Genomic DNA, 15,814 nt, shown 5'->3' with positions numbered 1-15,814 from the left:
TCAGGACGGCACGAATATGAGCAAGTCCCCAGACGCCTTTCGCACCATCAGTGAAGTTGCGGACTGGTTGGGTGTGCAGCCGCATGTTCTGCGATTCTGGGAAAGCCGCTTCAATCAGGTGAAACCGGTAAAACGGGCCGGTGGGCGCCGATATTATCGCCCCAACGATATGCGCCTGCTGGGCGGCATCAAGAAGCTTTTGCATGAGGATGGGATCACCATCAAAGGCGTACAGCGCATCTTGCGTGAACAGGGCGTGGCGCATGTTTCTTCAGTGTCCCAGGGCCTGGATGAAATGGCGAATCTTGAACCCTCACCCGATGCAAATGTCGTTGTGCCATTCACGGCCAAGCCAGCCCCCCCGCAAGAGCAGATACATCTGGATCTTGGCGACGCGCAAAAACCCGAACCGACCCCTGCCCCCGCTCCGCCAAAAGCTGAGCCTGCGGCCCAAGCCCAGCCGTCTTATCCCGACGCCTCGCCCTTGTTGGGTGGGATCGCGACATTGGCCTGGACCCGAGACGCATTCGATGACCAGTTGCTCAGCCAGATAGCACCCATCGCGCAAGAGCTGCGCAGCGTGTTGAACCGAATAGAAAACCGATCGGCGGGATAAGAAAAAAGGCGATGATTTCCTCTTGCCCCCGCCGGGAAAGTCTTTATGAACACCTCAACGTCGGGCTATGGCGCAGCCTGGTAGCGCGTCCGTCTGGGGGACGGAAGGTCGCAGGTTCGAGTCCTGCTAGCCCGACCAAATCACACCGACGTTTATGGCACACAGGCCAGATCCCGCTCTGGCATCAGGGGGGATCGGAATGACCGGCGTATGCCCGAACCAGCAGATAGAGGCGATGATCGCGCGCGGTGAGATTACCGCAAGCCCAGAGGTCATCCCCGCCCAGATTCAACCCGCCAGCCTTGATTTGCGTTTAGGTACAGTAGCTTACCGGGTACGTGCCTCGTTTCTGGCAGGCGAAGGTCGCACCGTAGCCGAACGTTTGTCGGAATTTGAGATGCACCGCATCGATATCTCTGAAGGTGCCGTGCTGGAAAAGGGCTGTGTCTATCTAGTGCCGTTGATGGAATCGCTGGCCCTGCCCCAGGGGCTGAGCGCGGCCGCCAATGCAAAAAGCTCGACCGGGCGGCTGGATCTTCTGACGCGCACGATCACCGATGGCGGGACCGAGTTTGACCGGGTGCCTGCAGGCTATACCGGCCCTTTGTATGCCGAGATCTGCCCCCGCTCATTCTCGGTTCTGGTGCGTCCGGGAATGCGGCTTAACCAGATCAGGTTCCGGGAGGGACAGGCCGTGCTGAGCGATACCGATCTAAGCGCCCTGCACGCCGAATCCCCGCTGGTCGATGGCCCCGCTGTCATTCAGGACGGGCTCGGGTTCTCGGTGGACCTGCGGCTTCCCGACACCGATTTGGTGGGCTACCGCGCCAAGCCTCATACCGGTGTCATTGATCTGGACCGGATTGGCGAATACGACCCTCAGGAATATTGGGAAGAGGTGCGTACCACCGATGGGCGCATCATCCTCGACCCCGGTGCGTTTTACATTCTGGTCAGCCGCGAGGCGGTGCATATCCCGCCGATGTATGCGGCTGAAATGGCCCCCTATCTGGCGATGGTCGGGGAATTCCGGGTGCATTATGCCGGTTTCTTCGATCCCGGTTTTGGCCATGCCGCCGCAGGTGGCGAAGGATCACGCGGAGTGTTGGAAGTCCGCTGTCACGAGGCCCCATTTGTGTTGGAGCACGGCCAAGTCGTCGGGCGGCTGGTGTACGAGCGGATGTCAGAAATGCCCACGCAGCTTTATGGTGCGGGCATCGCCTCGAACTATCAGGGACAAGGATTGAAACTGTCCAAGCATTTCAAAACGGTAACCTGATCAGAACCGGATAAACCGGCGCATCTGATTGGCCACTCGCTGGGCTTGACGCATATTTTGACGCTGGCGGTTTCCCTCCGCCTGCAGCTGATCAGAGGCACCTGAGCTCTCGTGCGGCGGCTGCTCTTGCCCCGACTTCTGGCCCACGCGGCTGGCCATGTCGAACCCCTTGTCCACCCCTTTGGTGACAAGCCGCCGCATGACCTGTCGCACAATCATGTCAATGATACGATTGGCATTCATTGCTCAACTCCGATTTCCAGGCTTCTAAATAGTCGATTTGTGCGGCAACAAAAGGGCCCCGTGATCACTCTTCCTCGAACAGTTCGGTTTGATCTTCGTCTTCCTGCCCCTCTCCCAGTGGGATCGTTCCCGGAGGCGGTCTGTTCTCCAGCAAACCGGCAGCGCGCAATTCTTTCAACCCCGGCAAATCCCTGGCGTTCTCCAGCCCAAAGTGATCCAGAAACTGCGGAGTCACCACGAAAGTCACCGGACGGCCCGGCGTCATGCGACGACGACCCAGTCTGATCCACTCCATCTCCAAAAGTTGGTCGATGGTCCCGCGCGAGACCGATACGCCGCGAATTTCTTCGATCTCGGCACGTGTACAGGGTTGGTGATATGCCACGATCGCCAGCGTTTCGATCGCGGCCCGGCTGAGTTTGCGGGTTTCAACCGTTTCTTTTTGCATCAGAAAACCCAAGTCTGGGGCAGTGCGAATGGCCCAGGATTCACCAACCTGAACCACACGAACACCACGCCCTTCATAGCGTTTCTTAAGCATTTCCACCGCCTGTGACGCGTCGCTGCCATGGGGCATCCGCACTTCAAGATCGGCAATCGTCACCGGCTCGGCACTGGCGAATAACACGGCCTCAACCATGCGTTCTTGTTCGGCCATAGGCGGAGCTTCGAACAGGGTGCCGGTACCTTCTTCCTGAGGCGCGTCAGTCACGGGATTGGGTCCTCTTGCGTAGTTGTATTGGAGCAAAAGTTTCGCTCTGCTGAATTTCCATATGTCCTTCTTTCACCAACTCAAGTGAGGCCGCAAAAGTAGCCGCCGTCGCGGACCGCCTGCGCACCGGGTCGGCATCCCAGCCCTCGGGCAGGTAGGTCTCCATATCCGTCCAGGCCCCGGCAAAGCCGATCAGCGGGCGCATACGTTCCAGCGCCTGTTCCATCGTGAATACGGCGTCACGGTCCATGACAAAGGGGCGGAATTCATCACGGGTGCGAATGCGGGCATAGCCCTGCATCAGGTCCAGCAGAGTGGCGGAATAGGTCACGGTGCGGATGCGCGTGACATCCTCGCCCTGCCCGCGTTTGAAGAAATCGCGCCCCAGCTGATCGCGCCCCATCAAACGGGCGGCGGCATCACGCATGGCCTGAAGCCGCTCGAGCTGAAATGCCAGATGCGCGGCCAGTTCTTCGCCAGAGGGGCCTTCGTCATTCGGATCCGGAGGCAGCAGCAAGCGCGATTTCAGAAAGGCCAGCCATGCCGCCATCACCAGATAGTCGGCGGCCAGTTCGATCCGCAGCGCCCGTGCCTTTTCAACAAAGGACAAGTATTGCTGCGCCAGCGCCAGAACCGATATTTTGCGCAGATCTACCTTTTGCGTGCGGGACAGCATCAGCAGCACATCGAGCGGGCCTTCAAACCCGTCGACGTCTACGATCAATGCCTCTGCCGCAAGGCGATCCGCGACCGAGACGGGGTCTTCGCTAAAAAGATTATCCGACATACACCTGCCCGCCCATTAGGCGAGAAAGTTCGGCTTCGGCGGCTTGGATGTCAAGTTCCTGCGGGGCTTTGCGCATCGCCAACGCGCGTTCAGCGCGTTTCTGTGCCTGTTCGGACATCTTTCCGGCGGTGCTCAGCACCTTAGCACGGGCATCAAAAGAGCCGTTGCAGTACAAAACCACATCGCACCCTGCAGCTAGCGCCTGATTGGCAATCTCTTCTGGATTTCCGCTGAGGGCCTTCATCGAGATATCATCCGTCATGATCAGCCCGCCAAACCCGATCGTTTTGCGGATCAGGCTGATCATGGTCCGAGAAATCGTAGCAGGTTGAGGGTCAATCCGGTCATAGACCAGATGCGCCGTCATCCCCATCGGCAGATCGTTCAAATCCCGAAACGGGCCGAAATCGGCCTCGGTCAGGTCCTCTTGCGTCAGATCGACATGGGGCAGGTCATGATGGCTGTCCAGCGTGGACAAACCATGACCCGGCATGTGTTTGAGCACCGGCAATACACCGCCATCCAAATGCCCCTCGGCAACCGCACGACCGATCCGGGAAACCCTTTTGGGATCAGACCCATAGCAGCGGTTTTTAAGGAACGGATGCGTCTCGTTCCGGGCCAGATCCACCATGGGGGCGCAGTTGCTGTCGATCCCAAGCTCGAACAGTTCATTCGCAATCAGACGATAGCGCAGATACATGGCACGTTCGGCCTGCTCTCCGCTCTGGGCCACGTGATCCAGCGGCGGCATCCATTCCCGTGCCAGCGGTGTGCGCAGTCGTTGCACGCGTCCACCCTCTTGATCAACAGTGATCGGGCAGTTTCGCCCCACAGCCTCGCGGAAATCGTCGCATAGGGCGCGCACCTGATCCGCAGACTCGATATTACGGGCAAACAGAATGAACCCGAATGGGTTCATCTCTCGGAACAGTTTTTTCTCATCAGGCGTCAGGCGCAGACCTTCAGCGTCCGTAATGACTGCGCCGAAATTCACCGCGCGGCAACCGGAATGCAATCAGCGCCTTCGGCCTGCAAAGCGGCACAGAATTGACGCGAGTCGCTCAGATCGTCAAACCCCAGAACCCGAAGACGATAGAAGGTTCGCCCACCGCTTGAGGTTTTCTGTATAACACGCTGTTTTCCATCCATATAATCCCCGAATCGTCCATTCATGCGATCCCATTCCGAGCGCGCGACGTCCGAATTTTCATAGGCGCCAAGCTGGGCCATACGGGTGCCCTTGGTCAGAGTTTCAGGATCCACATCCAAGCCGACCGCAGCTTTGACCGCCGCGTTGATCGCGTCTTCGGTAGTGCTGTTTGACGTAATTGCGCTGCGCACACCGCCAGCGGGACGCAGGACCGGGCGCAGCGACCGGCGCACACCAGGCAAAGCCGCCAGTTCTGGGTCCGGTTGCGATGCAGCCAGATCAGCCGGATCAATAGCAGGCTCTTCCTCGGGGATGGTCAAAGAGGCCAACTGAAAACTTTGCTCGCCAACCTGATCGGAATTTTCCGCCTCTCCCGCCAGTTCAGCAACCAGTGTATCAACCGCGCCCTGGCGCATCTGTGTGGCCGTCCGGTCAGAGACGTTTTCCTGGATCACATGTACGGCAGGTATTGGTTGCAACGGTGCCACCGGAGTATCTTCATCTGTCAGGGAAACCGGGCGCGGTGCAAGGATCAGCCGATCAGCAGGCGGCGCTGCTGTGCCCACTGCCGCAACCGTGTTCACGGCCAAACCCTGATGATCCGCAGGGGTGCCACCCGGGCTATCCGGCTGAATACGCATTGGTCCATCTAAGGCCCGAACAACCGGCACGCCACTCACATCGCGCATTACCAAATTGTAACCCCAAACACCGATGCCAGCGACCAGCGCCAATGATGCAACGGCACCCAGAGCACTAACAATACGACCCAAACCCGCGGGATGGGGCATTTCGTCATATCCGTGCAAGTCATTAGGGAAGTCATACCCATCCTGAGGATGAGCTTGATTCGTATAATGCATCTGCTCGGGGCGCATTTGCCCCGGGTAATCGTAACTTGCCATGTCCGCCTCACCGCCCGTTTAGCGCCGAAAATAAGGCGCGCGGGTCATTTCTTGCCTACCTCGTACCGGCGGTTCGGACGGTGTTGTTCACCGCATCTCCTGCGCCGGAGTAACGCCAAGAATACCCAAGCCTGCTGAAATCACAACAGAAACGGACCGGGCCAGTGCGATTTTTGACTGGCTTGTGGCAACATCGCCATCTTGAATAAACCGCAGCTGGGTTTCATCGTTGCCCTTGTTCCAAAGCGCGTGGAAATCCCCTGCAAGTTCATACAGATAGAAGGCAACGCGGTGGGGTTCATTGGTACGCGCGGCGATCTCAACCAGACGCGGCCATTCGGCCAGCTTCTTGGCAACAGTCAGCTCAGAGGCATGGTCGATCTTGCCTAGATCGGCGCTTTTCAGCGTTGGGTCCTGCGCGTCGATCCCGGCCTCAGCTGCACGGCGCAGAACACTCATCACGCGGGCATGGGCATATTGGACGTAGAAAACGGGGTTCTCGCGGCTTTGTTCCAACACCTTGTCAAAGTCAAAATCCAGGGCAGCGTCATTCTTGCGGGTCAGCATCACGAAGCGGGTCACATCCGGGCCAACCTGATCGACCACATCACGCAATGTGACGAAGTTCCCTGCCCGCTTGGACATCTTGAACGGCTCGCCGTTCTTCCACAGTTTCACCAACTGGGTTAGCTTGATATCCAGCGGTACCTTGCCATCGGACAGAGCCGATACTGCGGCCTTCATCCGTTTGACATAGCCACCGTGGTCAGCGCCGAACACATCGATCAACGCGTCAAACCCACGGGTCACTTTGTCATAGTGATAGGCGATATCCGGGGCAAAATAGGTCCAGCTCCCGTCCGATTTCTTGACCGGGCGATCCACGTCGTCGCCATGCTCGGTCGATTTGAACAGGGTCTGCTCACGTGGTTCCCAATCTTCGGGCTTTTTGCCCTTGGGCGGCTCCAGCACGCCCTCATAGATCAGGCCCTTGTCGGTCAGGGATTGCAACGCAGCTTCAATCCGACCCGTGCCATAGAGCGACTTTTCCGAGAAGAACACATCCATCTCAACGCCCAGCGCCTTCAGGTCGGCGCGGATCAGGTCCATCATCGCGTCTGTCGAAAACTCGCGCAGTTCTTCCAGCCAGTCGCTTTCCGGTTTGTCGATCAGGCTGTCACCGTATTTCTCTTTCAGCGCCTCACCAATCGGGATCAGATAGTCGCCAGGATACAGGCCTTCGGCAATCTCGGGGCTCAGCCCGTTTGCCTCGCGATACCGTTCGTAAGCCGAGCGTGCCAGAACATCCACCTGCGCGCCGCCATCATTGATGTAGTATTCACGGGTCACGTTATGGCCGGAATAGGCCAACAGGCTTGCCAGCGCATCTCCGAACACCGCGCCCCGCGTATGACCCACATGCAAGGGGCCGGTCGGGTTGGCCGAGACGTATTCCACGTTGACCTTCTGCCCATGCCCCATGGTCGAGCGGCCATAGTCCGTGCCCTGTTGCAGCACCGCAGCCAGTACACTCTGCCAGACCGATGGCGCCAACCGCAGGTTCAAGAACCCCGGCCCGGCAACCTCGGCACTGGTGATCCGGTTATCCTCGGCCAGCTTTCCGGCCAGCGCATCGGCAATGTCGCGCGGTTTCATCTTGGTGGGCTTTGCCAGCACCATAGCCGCATTCGTCGCCATGTCGCCATGCGCCGCATCGCGTGGCGGTTCAACGGCCACGTTGTCAAAGCTCAGCCCTTCGGGCAGCGCGCCTTCGGACTGCATCTGTGCCAGCGCGTCCAGCACGAGGCTGCGGATCTCGGAAAACAGGTTCATTTCGAATGTCCTTTTGCTTGCCCGGCGGTTTACCACGCGGTGCAGCAAGGTCAATGGACGGCGCCAGAATGCGCTTGGAATAAGAGCCGCCGCCGCTAAGGTCGGTCATATCTATCTAAACGGAGATTCCTATGCGCCTTGCCCTGCCCCTGTGCCTGCTCTTGTCGACCGCCCTGCCCGCTTTTGCAGAAATGCCCGCCCCGCAAGGCCATGTGCTGATAACGCTCGGCGGCTCGGTTGAGAAAACCAACCTGCCCGCACGCGGTGCAGAGGACGGCGGCTTGCTGGGATATCTGGAGGTCACCCATGACGGGGCAGCTGGCTTTGACGCGACATTGCTGGATAGTTTGGATCAGGTCGAGATCACAATTCCCTACGGCACCGAGGACAACCAGCGCGACATCACCTTTAGCGGCCCGCTTTTGTCGGATGTGATGGTCATAGCCGGTGCCGAAGGTAAGACGGCCAAACCGATGGCAATGGACGGGTATCAAGCCGAAATTCCCTGGCATAGTATCTCGACCTATCAGCCTATCCTCGCCACCCACGCCGACGGCGCCCCCATGGGGATCGGAGGGTATGGCCCAACGATGATCGTCTTCCCACCCACCGACGACGCTGAGGCGGCGCAGGATCAGACGGGCCAACAAGTCTGGGCTTTGGCCTATATCGGGGTCGAGTGATCCGCCGGTATCGGGTGGCCAGTCAGTCTGGCATGATCCTGTAGCGCAAACCTGTCGGTCATCCCGGCAATATAGTCCGATACGATCCGGGCTAAGGCAGTCTCATCCTCAGCCTCTTCAATGTCCGCGTGCCAGCGCGCGGGCATTTGCTTCGGATCGCCAAGGTAGATTGGAAACAAATCCTCGACCACTTTGCTGACCTCGGCGCGCACCGTCATCACCGACGGCGCCCTGTACATCCGCGAAAACAGGAAAGCGCGAATTTCCTTCAGTTGCGCCCAAAGGCCTGTTGAGAACTGAATGACCGGATAGCCAAGATGCCGGATCTCTTCGACGCTCTGGGCACCGGACCCTGCGATCAGAGCCCGAGACGTGTCGATCACGTCCGACACCATAACCCCAAACACCCGCCGCAACGCCTCATGCCGACGGCGATAGGGGTCGAGGCCCGGGTACTTGCGATCCACCTCCGAATAACAGTCGGCCACGATCGGCAGTTGCTGAATGTCCTCGTCGCTGAACAACTCCGCCCTCAGCCCGTCCAACAGGTCATGATTGTTATAGGCGATGTCGTCAGACAAGGCCGCCACCTGCGCCTCTGCGCTTGCGTGCGTGTACAGTTCCAGATCAAAAGCCGCATTGCATTCCGCCAGCGCCCAAGGCAAAGCCCCTTCTACCGGTCCATTGTGTTTTGCAATGCCTTCCAGGGTTTCCCACGTAAGGTTGCACCCATCGAACTCGGCATAATGACGCTCGAGCCGGGTGACGATCCGAATGGCCTGCGCGTTATGATCGAACCCGCCATACGGCTGCATGATCTCATGCAAGGCATCCTCGCCAGTATGTCCGAACGGCGTGTGGCCAAGATCATGGGCCAGAGCCACCGCTTCGGTCAGTTCTGGATTCAAACCCAAAGCCCCGGCAATCGTCCGCGCCACCTGCGCGACCTCGATGGAATGGGTCAACCGCGTTCGATAACTATCCCCTTCGTGCTCAACAAAAACTTGGGTCTTGTGCTTGAGCCGCCGAAAGGCGCTGGCATGAATGATCCGGTCCCGGTCGCGCTGAAAGCATGACCGGAAACTGCTTTCTTCCTCTGGCACCAACCGCCCTCTTGCGCGGTCGGGATTCGAGGCAAAACATGCTCTGTCCAACGGTCTGTCCTTGTCGCCTGTCCTTGGGCTTTCTATATGGTAGAGTGGTTAAGAAATAAACCTTTGGAGTTTGGCATGAATCTGCCCCCGACAGTTACAGAACGCGCCTTTGACCGCCTTGCCGAGATCGGCGCAGCCGATCAGGGTCAAGCCCTGCGCGTCGCTGTCGAAGGCGGCGGGTGTTCGGGCTTTCAGTACGAAATTGCATTGGACAAACCCAAAGACGACGATTTGGTTCTTGAGGGTAAGGGGCAGAAGGTCATTGTCGACGCAATCTCACTGCCGTTTCTTGAAAATGCGGTGATTGATTTCACACAAGAACTGATCGGCGCACGCTTTGTGATCGAAAACCCAAACGCCACCTCCTCCTGCGGCTGCGGCACTTCGTTTTCAATGTGATCACCCGTGGGGGTTTCACCCCCACACCCCCTTCACCCCCACACCCCCAAGGTATTTCTAGCCAGATGAAGCAAGGATCCGCTCTCCGATTTCTAGACCGGAGAGCTTCACCTGGCGCGGTCATCGGCGCCTCCGCCTGTACCGCCAGCTGATTTTCGGAGATTCTGGTTAACGGTCCGTTTCTTCATCTGGCCAAAAATACCTCGGAGCGCGAGGCAGCGCCTCGCAAACCTGTTCTCCGCCTTGCCGTTGGGCCCGTTCTGGGCGATAGGTTGCCAAGGACTGTCGGAGGGCCGCGCATGAAAATCGCCACATTCAACATCAACGGCATCAAGGCGCGGGCCGAAGCATTGCCGCGTTGGCTGGATGATGCCCAGCCCGATGTTGTGCTGCTGCAAGAGATCAAGTCAGTCGACGATAACTTCCCCAGAGAGATCTTTGAGGCGCGCGGGTACAACGTGGAAACGCACGGGCAGAAAAGCTTTAACGGCGTTGCCATTCTGTCGAAGCTACCGCTCGAGGACGTCTCGCGGGGTTTGCCCGGTGATGATGAGGATGAACAGGCCCGCTGGATCGAGGCCACGGTCGTCGGCAAACAGGCACTGCGTATCTGCGGGCTCTATCTGCCAAACGGCAACCCCACCCCGGGGCCAAAATACGACTACAAACTTGCCTGGATGGAGCGACTCTATCATCGGGCCCGCGACCTGATGAACAGTGAAGAACCCGCTCTGATGGCAGGTGATTACAACATCATTCCCCAGGCCGAAGACGCAGCGCGTCCCGATGCCTGGCGCGAGGATGCATTGTTTCGCCCTGAAAGCCGGGCCGCATTTCGGAAAATTCTGAATCTCGGCTTCACCGAGGCCTTTCGCGCTGGCACGCAAGGTCCGGAACATTATTCATTCTGGGATTATCAAGCGGGTGCGTGGAACCGAAATGACGGGATTCGTATTGATCATTTCCTTCTGACCCCTCAGGCCGCTGACCTTTTGCGCGATTGCAAAATCGATTCCGAAATTCGGGGGCACGAAAAACCTTCAGATCATGTTCCGGTTTGGATAGATCTAGATCTGTAATCGGCTAAGCCGTGGCATCGAACTCATAGATCCAATCATATTTTCGGCCCAACCGCGATCCAACTGCCATCAACGCCAGTTGCGCCCCGACACGCATAGGGCCACGTAGATGGAAGTTGCGCGCGTTGGCTCCAGCGGCAGCGACCACCCGAGTTGCCCGCTGGCGACGGGTCGCTTCATAGGCGGCCAGTGCTTGCGAAACGCCGGATTGTTCTTCGAAAGACCGCCCCAGAGTCCAGGCATCTTCTAGTGCAAGGCAAGCACCTTGGGCCATGAAAGGCAGCGTTGGATGAGCTGCGTCGCCCAAAAGCGCCACACGCCCATTCTGCCAGCATTCAGCAACAGGGCGCAGGAACAATGCCCAGATATTCGGGTCCTGAACCTCTTGCAAAATCTCTTTGACCAAGCCGCCAAAACCTGCAAATCGCGCCCTCAGCTCTTCTGGATCACCGCGCAGACGCCAGCCTTCTTCCTGCCAGTCAGACCTCTCTTCGATTGCCACGATGTTCATCAGGGTCTGATCGCGCAAAGGATACGTCACTACATGCCGTCCCGGCCCCATGGTTAGCACAGCGCAAGGGTTCTTGTTGCGCCGGTCCCATGGAATCGTCGCGCGCCACGCAACCTGATGTGTGAATTTTGGTGTTTCCCTGCCAGTCAGGTCAGCACGAATTGCACTTTGGCCACCGTCCGCCGCGACTGCACAATCAACCCCAAATCTCGCCCCCGTATCGAGGATAATTTCGGCCTCGGACGGGTGCTTTCGCACCCGTTCCACACGCGCACCAAGGTGAAACTCTACCCCTTTTTGAACCGCCGCTTTGTAGAGAAGATCAAGCAGGTCAGCGCGATGGTAATAATAGGTAGGCCCGGCAGAGGGTGGCGCAATTTTGCAAACCAGCCGCCCTGCCCGGTAATCACGAAGGACCGTTCCATGGGACAAAAGCCCAGCCTCGGGCGTGTCCGCAACAACCTTCAGCGCACGCAGCACAGCCATCCCGTTGGCGCTGATCTGAAGGCCCGCGCCAACCTCGGTCAATTCTGGTGCCTGCTCAAACACGGTCACCACGGCGCCGCGCTGTCGCAGGGTCAAAGCAGCCGCGAGGCCGCCAATGCCACCTCCGACTATGCCGAATTTCGATCCGCTGATGTTCATGTCACCGGCTTAACGCAAAAACGCCGGAGCAAAAGGCCCCGGCGTCTATGTTATCAGATTTTCCCAGCGATCAATCGTCGCGGTGGACCTTTTCGCGACGCTCATGCCGTTCCTGTGCCTCAAGCGTCATGGTCGCGATCGGGCGCGCATCCAAACGTTTCAGCGAAATCGGATCACCGGTCATCTCGCAATAGCCGTACTCGCCTTCATCAATCCGGCGCAGGGCCGAGTCGATCTTGGCCACCAGTTTGCGCTGACGATCGCGGGTGCGCAGTTCCAGCGCGCGATCGGTTTCTTCGCTTGCGCGGTCAGCGACATCCGGAATGTTACGGGTATTGTCCTGCAGCCCTTCGATCGTATCGCGGCTGCCAGCCATTAGTTCGTTTTTCCAATCCAGCAGCTTGCGACGAAAATACTCTAGCTGCCTGTCATTCATAAATGGTTCGTCTTCAGCTGGACGGTAATCTTCAGGCAGAAAAACTTCCTGCTTCATTTTTGCTCCCTCGGTGTGGCCTGCAACGCCGGTCACTCTCTCATTACCTGACATGCGGCAATCCCCTTCTGCGGAGCGTTTATCTGACAGCGCAGTAATTGTCACTATGCAAACGTCGCCCCGGCGCCGCGCCATTGCGCGTGATCTAAATACGTCCAACCAAACAACAAAACCTTGTTTTTCTGTGAAAATTAACTGACCATTTCAGGGCAACGCCAAAAAGACGGCACCGGAGGTTAGCGCACGAATCAACCAAAAGCATTGTAGTTACTTGGCAATTTCCCTTCATGCGACGCAGCGACCTGGCTTGTCAAAATTTCTGCTGCGCGGTAACCCCAAGGGCGCATTTCGCGCGACACTTGATGAGGGGCCAATGACCGCACGTTTCCAAGGAACAGCCGAATACGTCGCCACAGACGATCTGACCATTGCGGTAAATGCCGCCGTGACGCTGGAACGTCCCTTGCTGGTCAAAGGTGAGCCGGGAACTGGCAAGACCGAGTTGGCCAAGCAGGTGGCCGGAGCGTTGGGGCTGCGGATGATCGAGTGGAACGTGAAATCCACCACCCGCGCGCAGCAGGGGCTGTATGAATACGATGCCGTCAGTCGTCTGCGCGACAGCCAGTTGGGTGAAGAGCGCGTGCACGACGTGTCGAACTATATCCGCAAGGGTAAATTGTGGCAGGCCTTTGAAACCGATGAAAAGGTCGTGTTGTTGATCGACGAGATCGACAAGGCCGATATCGAGTTTCCGAACGATCTGCTGCAAGAGCTCGATAAGATGGAGTTTCACGTTTACGAGACCAGCGAAACGATCCGCGCCAAGAACCGTCCGATCGTCATCATCACATCGAACAATGAAAAGGAACTGCCCGACGCCTTCCTGCGCCGGTGTTTCTTTCACTATATCCGGTTCCCTGATGAGGCTACGATGCGCCGCATCGTCGAGGTCCATCATCCCGGCATCAAAGATGCGCTTTTGACAACGGCTCTGACCCAGTTCTATGAGATTCGCGAAACTCAGGGCCTGAAGAAAAAGCCATCAACCTCAGAGGTGCTGGACTGGCTCAAGCTGCTGCTGGCCGAGGACCTGACCGCCGAAGATCTCAAGCGCGATGGCGCCAATGCCCTGCCCAAACTGCACGGTGCGCTGCTTAAGAATGAACAAGACGTGCACCTGTTCGAACGCCTGGCATTCATGGCCCGCAACAAACGCTGAGCCGGTAAACCCTCGGTGATCGCCGCTTGCCTTAGCAAGTCTCGGATGCAAGCATTGGTCTCGGGTTGCCCGGCTTGTCCGGGCAATTTACCATCAGACCCAACGGGACTCAGCAATGCCAGAAACAGTAACAATTCGAGCCTTGCATCCGACTGATCGCGAGGACTGGGCGGATATGTGGCGGGACTATCTGGCGTTTTATGAAACGACGGTTCCGGATTCCGTCTATGACAGCACATTCTCGCGACTGCTGGGCGATGATCCGAACGATTTTTCTTGTTTCGTCGCGCAGGCCGACGGAGGGCTTGTGGGTTTGACCCACTTTCTGTTCCACCGCCATGCCTGGAAGGAAGAAAGCGTGTGCTACTTGCAGGACCTATTCGCCCGCCCCGAGGCGCGCGGCATGGGGGTCGGTCGCGCTTTGATTCAGGCCGTTTACGAAGAAGCGGACCGGCAAGGTGCACCGTCTGTCTATTGGCTGACGCAGGATTTCAACCATACCGCGCGAAAGCTCTATGACAGGATCGGCAAACAGACACCTTTCATCAAGTATCAGCGCCCATGACGCGATGGGTCGCAATCTTGATCAGCTTTGTCCTGACCGCATGTGCCACGATTGAGCCTGCCGAAAGCCCACCCGAGATTGTGGACGTCGAACCACCCCTGCCCCCCGCCAAGTCCTTTACGCGTGCATATCCCTCGCCTCCGGCGCGGTCGAATGAAAACATGGCAGCGGATTTCATCTCTCTGCATTTCGCACTGGAAGGGGGTACGGAACTGCCTGTTTTTACCCGGTTCGAAACCCCGATCACGGTGCGGTTGACAGGGGCTGCGACGGCCTCGCTTCAAAAGGATCTGGGCCGCCTGCTGACCCGTCTGCGCACCGAGGCCGGGATAGACATCAAACAGATCAAGGACGGTCAGGCCAACATCACGATCGCGGCGGTCAGTCAAAAAGAGATTCAGGCCATCCTGCCTCAGGCTGCATGTTTCGTGGTGCCCAATGCCTCAAGCCTTGAGGAGTACCGCCGGGACCGGTTCAAACAGAAAAGCAGCTGGACCAAACTGAGCAGCCGTGAGCGACTGGGCATCTTCATTCCCGCAGATGCAAGTCCGCAGGAAAAACGTGACTGCCTGCACGAAGAGATTGCACAGGCGCTTGGCCCGCTGAATGACCTGTATCGCCTTCCGGACTCGGTATTCAACGATGACAATATCCACACGGTCCTGACCGGGTTCGACATGTTGATCCTGAAGGCCGCATATTCATCCCAACTGCACAGCGGTATGACACGTGAACAGGTCGAAACGGCCATACCCGAAATTCTCTCGCGTCTGAATCCGCGCGGTGATGCGGTGCCGGTACAGCCCATGTCGGAAACTCCACGAGCCTGGATTTCAGCAATTCAGAAATCCTTGCAATCCAGTCGCAGCCAGCAATCGCGCATGAGGCAGGCCCGCAAGGCAGCCCGAATTGGCAAGGAACAAGGTTGGACCGATCACCGGCGCGCTTACCCTCATTACCTGATGGGCCGCATGGAACAGTTCGATGATCCGCATGAAGCGTTGCGCCAATATGATATTGCCCTGCAGTTTCTGCGCGCTACACCGGGCACGGAATTGCATCGATCCTACATCACGACCCAACTGGGCGCCTTTGCGCTTTCGCAAGGCAATGGGCCAGAGTTCCTGCCCAAAATCGACGACGCTATTAACGTGATGACACGGGCTGAGAACGCCTCGCAGCTTGCAACGTTATTGTTGCTGAAAGCCGAGGTCCTGAATGAAGTCGGCCGTTCCGCAGAGGCACGTTCCGTCAGACTGGACAGTCTGAGATGGGCACGATACGGCTTTGGCTCGGATGTAGTGGCCCGGTCGCTTATGCAGGACGTCGCAGAAGGACCAGTCAATTAACGGGGGCGATTAACGCATGATAGTGGTTCTGGGACTGGCGGTGCTGGGTGCGCTCCTTGGGGCGTTGACCGCGCGCAAACGCAACGGCAGCGGCGCCGATATCGCGCAATATGCAGCCGGATATGGAATCGCCTTTGCGCTGGTCGGGCTAATCCTGTCCTTGGTTCTGGTTCGCTTTGTGGTGTAGCC

General features: G+C 58.0%; 18 protein-coding genes and 1 tRNA gene. 10 read left to right on the top strand and 9 right to left on the bottom strand.

Annotated features, from left to right (window positions below):
* The first annotated feature begins 16 nt into the window (after window positions 1–16).
* From AC2FHW_RS04610 to AC2FHW_RS04600, 3 genes are all read left to right on the top strand, one after another.
* Window positions 17–616 (top strand): MerR family transcriptional regulator, encoded by a 600-nt coding sequence (locus AC2FHW_RS04610; protein WP_496675986.1) that lies wholly within the window; start codon window positions 17–19, stop codon window positions 614–616.
* Window positions 617–677: 61 nt separating this feature from the next.
* Window positions 678–754: transfer RNA gene (locus tag AC2FHW_RS04605), tRNA-Pro, on the top strand.
* A gap of 61 nt (window positions 755–815) precedes the next feature.
* Entirely contained in the window at window positions 816–1,895 is a 1,080-nt protein-coding gene (locus AC2FHW_RS04600) for a 2'-deoxycytidine 5'-triphosphate deaminase (protein WP_271947481.1), read from the top strand.
* Here AC2FHW_RS04600 and AC2FHW_RS04595 read toward each other — a convergent pair whose 3' ends face one another.
* The 6 genes from AC2FHW_RS04595 to argS all read right to left on the bottom strand — a co-directional run bounded on the left by AC2FHW_RS04595 (window position 1,896) and on the right by argS (window position 7,528).
* Complete coding sequence (locus tag AC2FHW_RS04595; protein ID WP_271947484.1) at window positions 1,896–2,138, bottom strand: hypothetical protein; 243 nt, start codon at window positions 2,136–2,138, stop codon at window positions 1,896–1,898.
* Window positions 2,139–2,202: 64 nt separating this feature from the next.
* Window positions 2,203–2,850: an SMC-Scp complex subunit ScpB gene (gene scpB / locus AC2FHW_RS04590; protein ID WP_281994496.1), complete on the bottom strand. Its 648-nt coding sequence runs from the start codon at window positions 2,848–2,850 to the stop codon at window positions 2,203–2,205.
* Window positions 2,843–3,637: a segregation and condensation protein A gene (locus AC2FHW_RS04585; RefSeq protein ID WP_142633343.1), complete on the bottom strand. Its 795-nt coding sequence runs from the start codon at window positions 3,635–3,637 to the stop codon at window positions 2,843–2,845. Before AC2FHW_RS04585 ends, scpB begins: the two co-directional genes overlap by 8 nt.
* Window positions 3,627–4,634, bottom strand: coding sequence for a beta-N-acetylhexosaminidase (gene nagZ / locus AC2FHW_RS04580; RefSeq protein WP_271947488.1), 1,008 nt, complete (start codon window positions 4,632–4,634; stop codon window positions 3,627–3,629). The genes AC2FHW_RS04585 and nagZ overlap by 11 nt, the downstream gene beginning before the upstream one ends.
* The gene (locus AC2FHW_RS04575; RefSeq protein WP_142633339.1) at window positions 4,631–5,695 is read right to left on the bottom strand and encodes an SPOR domain-containing protein; all 1,065 of its coding nucleotides are present in this window, start codon (window positions 5,693–5,695) and stop codon (window positions 4,631–4,633) included. The genes nagZ and AC2FHW_RS04575 overlap by 4 nt, the downstream gene beginning before the upstream one ends.
* An 87-nt stretch (window positions 5,696–5,782) precedes the next feature.
* Window positions 5,783–7,528 (bottom strand): arginine--tRNA ligase, encoded by a 1,746-nt coding sequence (gene argS / locus AC2FHW_RS04570; RefSeq protein WP_142633337.1) that lies wholly within the window; start codon window positions 7,526–7,528, stop codon window positions 5,783–5,785.
* Window positions 7,529–7,659: 131 nt separating this feature from the next.
* Between argS and AC2FHW_RS04565 the strand changes: the two genes are divergently transcribed.
* On the top strand, window positions 7,660–8,211 hold the full coding sequence (locus AC2FHW_RS04565; protein ID WP_271947491.1) for a putative pterin-binding protein: 552 nt from the start codon (window positions 7,660–7,662) through the stop codon (window positions 8,209–8,211).
* Here AC2FHW_RS04565 and AC2FHW_RS04560 read toward each other — a convergent pair.
* A complete protein-coding gene (locus AC2FHW_RS04560; RefSeq protein WP_496821484.1) occupies window positions 8,193–9,365 on the bottom strand; it encodes a deoxyguanosinetriphosphate triphosphohydrolase in 1,173 nt (390 codons plus the stop codon). The two genes, AC2FHW_RS04565 and AC2FHW_RS04560, sit on opposite strands and share 19 nt — an antisense overlap.
* Before the next feature lie 75 nt (window positions 9,366–9,440).
* On the opposite strand from AC2FHW_RS04560, the gene AC2FHW_RS04555 reads away from it, so the two are divergent.
* Window positions 9,441–9,764, top strand: coding sequence for a HesB/IscA family protein (locus AC2FHW_RS04555; RefSeq protein ID WP_142633331.1), 324 nt, complete (start codon window positions 9,441–9,443; stop codon window positions 9,762–9,764).
* Between the two features lie 299 nt (window positions 9,765–10,063).
* On the top strand, window positions 10,064–10,843 hold the full coding sequence (gene xth / locus AC2FHW_RS04550) for an exodeoxyribonuclease III (RefSeq protein ID WP_271947496.1): 780 nt from the start codon (window positions 10,064–10,066) through the stop codon (window positions 10,841–10,843).
* Window positions 10,844–10,847: 4 nt separating this feature from the next.
* On the opposite strand, the gene AC2FHW_RS04545 is transcribed toward xth, so the two are convergent.
* Both AC2FHW_RS04545 and dksA read right to left on the bottom strand, forming a co-directional pair.
* Window positions 10,848–11,999: an FAD-dependent monooxygenase gene (locus AC2FHW_RS04545; protein ID WP_496821482.1), complete on the bottom strand. Its 1,152-nt coding sequence runs from the start codon at window positions 11,997–11,999 to the stop codon at window positions 10,848–10,850.
* Window positions 12,000–12,069: 70 nt separating this feature from the next.
* The gene (gene dksA, locus AC2FHW_RS04540; RefSeq protein ID WP_271947500.1) at window positions 12,070–12,492 is read right to left on the bottom strand and encodes an RNA polymerase-binding protein DksA; all 423 of its coding nucleotides are present in this window, start codon (window positions 12,490–12,492) and stop codon (window positions 12,070–12,072) included.
* A gap of 373 nt (window positions 12,493–12,865) precedes the next feature.
* Here dksA and AC2FHW_RS04535 point away from each other — a divergent pair, with 373 nt between their 5' ends.
* From AC2FHW_RS04535 to AC2FHW_RS04520, 4 genes are all read left to right on the top strand, one after another.
* Window positions 12,866–13,711 (top strand): AAA family ATPase, encoded by an 846-nt coding sequence (locus tag AC2FHW_RS04535; protein ID WP_271948074.1) that lies wholly within the window; start codon window positions 12,866–12,868, stop codon window positions 13,709–13,711.
* A 115-nt stretch (window positions 13,712–13,826) separates the two neighbouring features.
* Complete coding sequence (locus AC2FHW_RS04530) at window positions 13,827–14,276, top strand: GNAT family N-acetyltransferase (RefSeq protein WP_271947502.1); 450 nt, start codon at window positions 13,827–13,829, stop codon at window positions 14,274–14,276.
* A complete protein-coding gene (locus AC2FHW_RS04525; protein WP_271947504.1) occupies window positions 14,273–15,625 on the top strand; it encodes a DUF2927 domain-containing protein in 1,353 nt (450 codons plus the stop codon). Before AC2FHW_RS04530 ends, AC2FHW_RS04525 begins: the two co-directional genes overlap by 4 nt.
* A gap of 16 nt (window positions 15,626–15,641) precedes the next feature.
* Window positions 15,642–15,812 (top strand): hypothetical protein, encoded by a 171-nt coding sequence (locus AC2FHW_RS04520; RefSeq protein WP_185956603.1) that lies wholly within the window; start codon window positions 15,642–15,644, stop codon window positions 15,810–15,812.
* The last annotated feature ends 2 nt before the right edge of the window (window positions 15,813–15,814 follow it).

This window comes from Ruegeria sp. YTSA108 (assembly GCF_059610185.1).
Note: the sequence above shows the minus strand (reverse complement) of the source record. Positions and strands in the feature narration are given on the sequence as shown.

Coding starts and splice junctions, on each gene's coding strand:
- AC2FHW_RS04535 (WP_271948074.1), top strand. CDS start 12,866: ATGACCGCACGTTTCCAAGGAACAGCCGAATACGTCGCCACAGACGAT.
- AC2FHW_RS04555 (WP_142633331.1), top strand. CDS start 9,441: ATGAATCTGCCCCCGACAGTTACAGAACGCGCCTTTGACCGCCTTGCC.
- xth (WP_271947496.1), top strand. CDS start 10,064: ATGAAAATCGCCACATTCAACATCAACGGCATCAAGGCGCGGGCCGAA.
- AC2FHW_RS04595 (WP_271947484.1), bottom strand. CDS start 2,138: ATGAATGCCAATCGTATCATTGACATGATTGTGCGACAGGTCATGCGG.
- argS (WP_142633337.1), bottom strand. CDS start 7,528: ATGAACCTGTTTTCCGAGATCCGCAGCCTCGTGCTGGACGCGCTGGCA.
- AC2FHW_RS04525 (WP_271947504.1), top strand. CDS start 14,273: ATGACGCGATGGGTCGCAATCTTGATCAGCTTTGTCCTGACCGCATGT.
- AC2FHW_RS04610 (WP_496675986.1), top strand. CDS start 17: ATGAGCAAGTCCCCAGACGCCTTTCGCACCATCAGTGAAGTTGCGGAC.
- AC2FHW_RS04565 (WP_271947491.1), top strand. CDS start 7,660: ATGCGCCTTGCCCTGCCCCTGTGCCTGCTCTTGTCGACCGCCCTGCCC.
- dksA (WP_271947500.1), bottom strand. CDS start 12,492: ATGAAGCAGGAAGTTTTTCTGCCTGAAGATTACCGTCCAGCTGAAGAC.
- AC2FHW_RS04520 (WP_185956603.1), top strand. CDS start 15,642: ATGATAGTGGTTCTGGGACTGGCGGTGCTGGGTGCGCTCCTTGGGGCG.
- AC2FHW_RS04575 (WP_142633339.1), bottom strand. CDS start 5,695: ATGGCAAGTTACGATTACCCGGGGCAAATGCGCCCCGAGCAGATGCAT.
- AC2FHW_RS04600 (WP_271947481.1), top strand. CDS start 816: ATGACCGGCGTATGCCCGAACCAGCAGATAGAGGCGATGATCGCGCGC.
- AC2FHW_RS04530 (WP_271947502.1), top strand. CDS start 13,827: ATGCCAGAAACAGTAACAATTCGAGCCTTGCATCCGACTGATCGCGAG.
- AC2FHW_RS04585 (WP_142633343.1), bottom strand. CDS start 3,637: ATGTCGGATAATCTTTTTAGCGAAGACCCCGTCTCGGTCGCGGATCGC.
- AC2FHW_RS04545 (WP_496821482.1), bottom strand. CDS start 11,999: ATGAACATCAGCGGATCGAAATTCGGCATAGTCGGAGGTGGCATTGGC.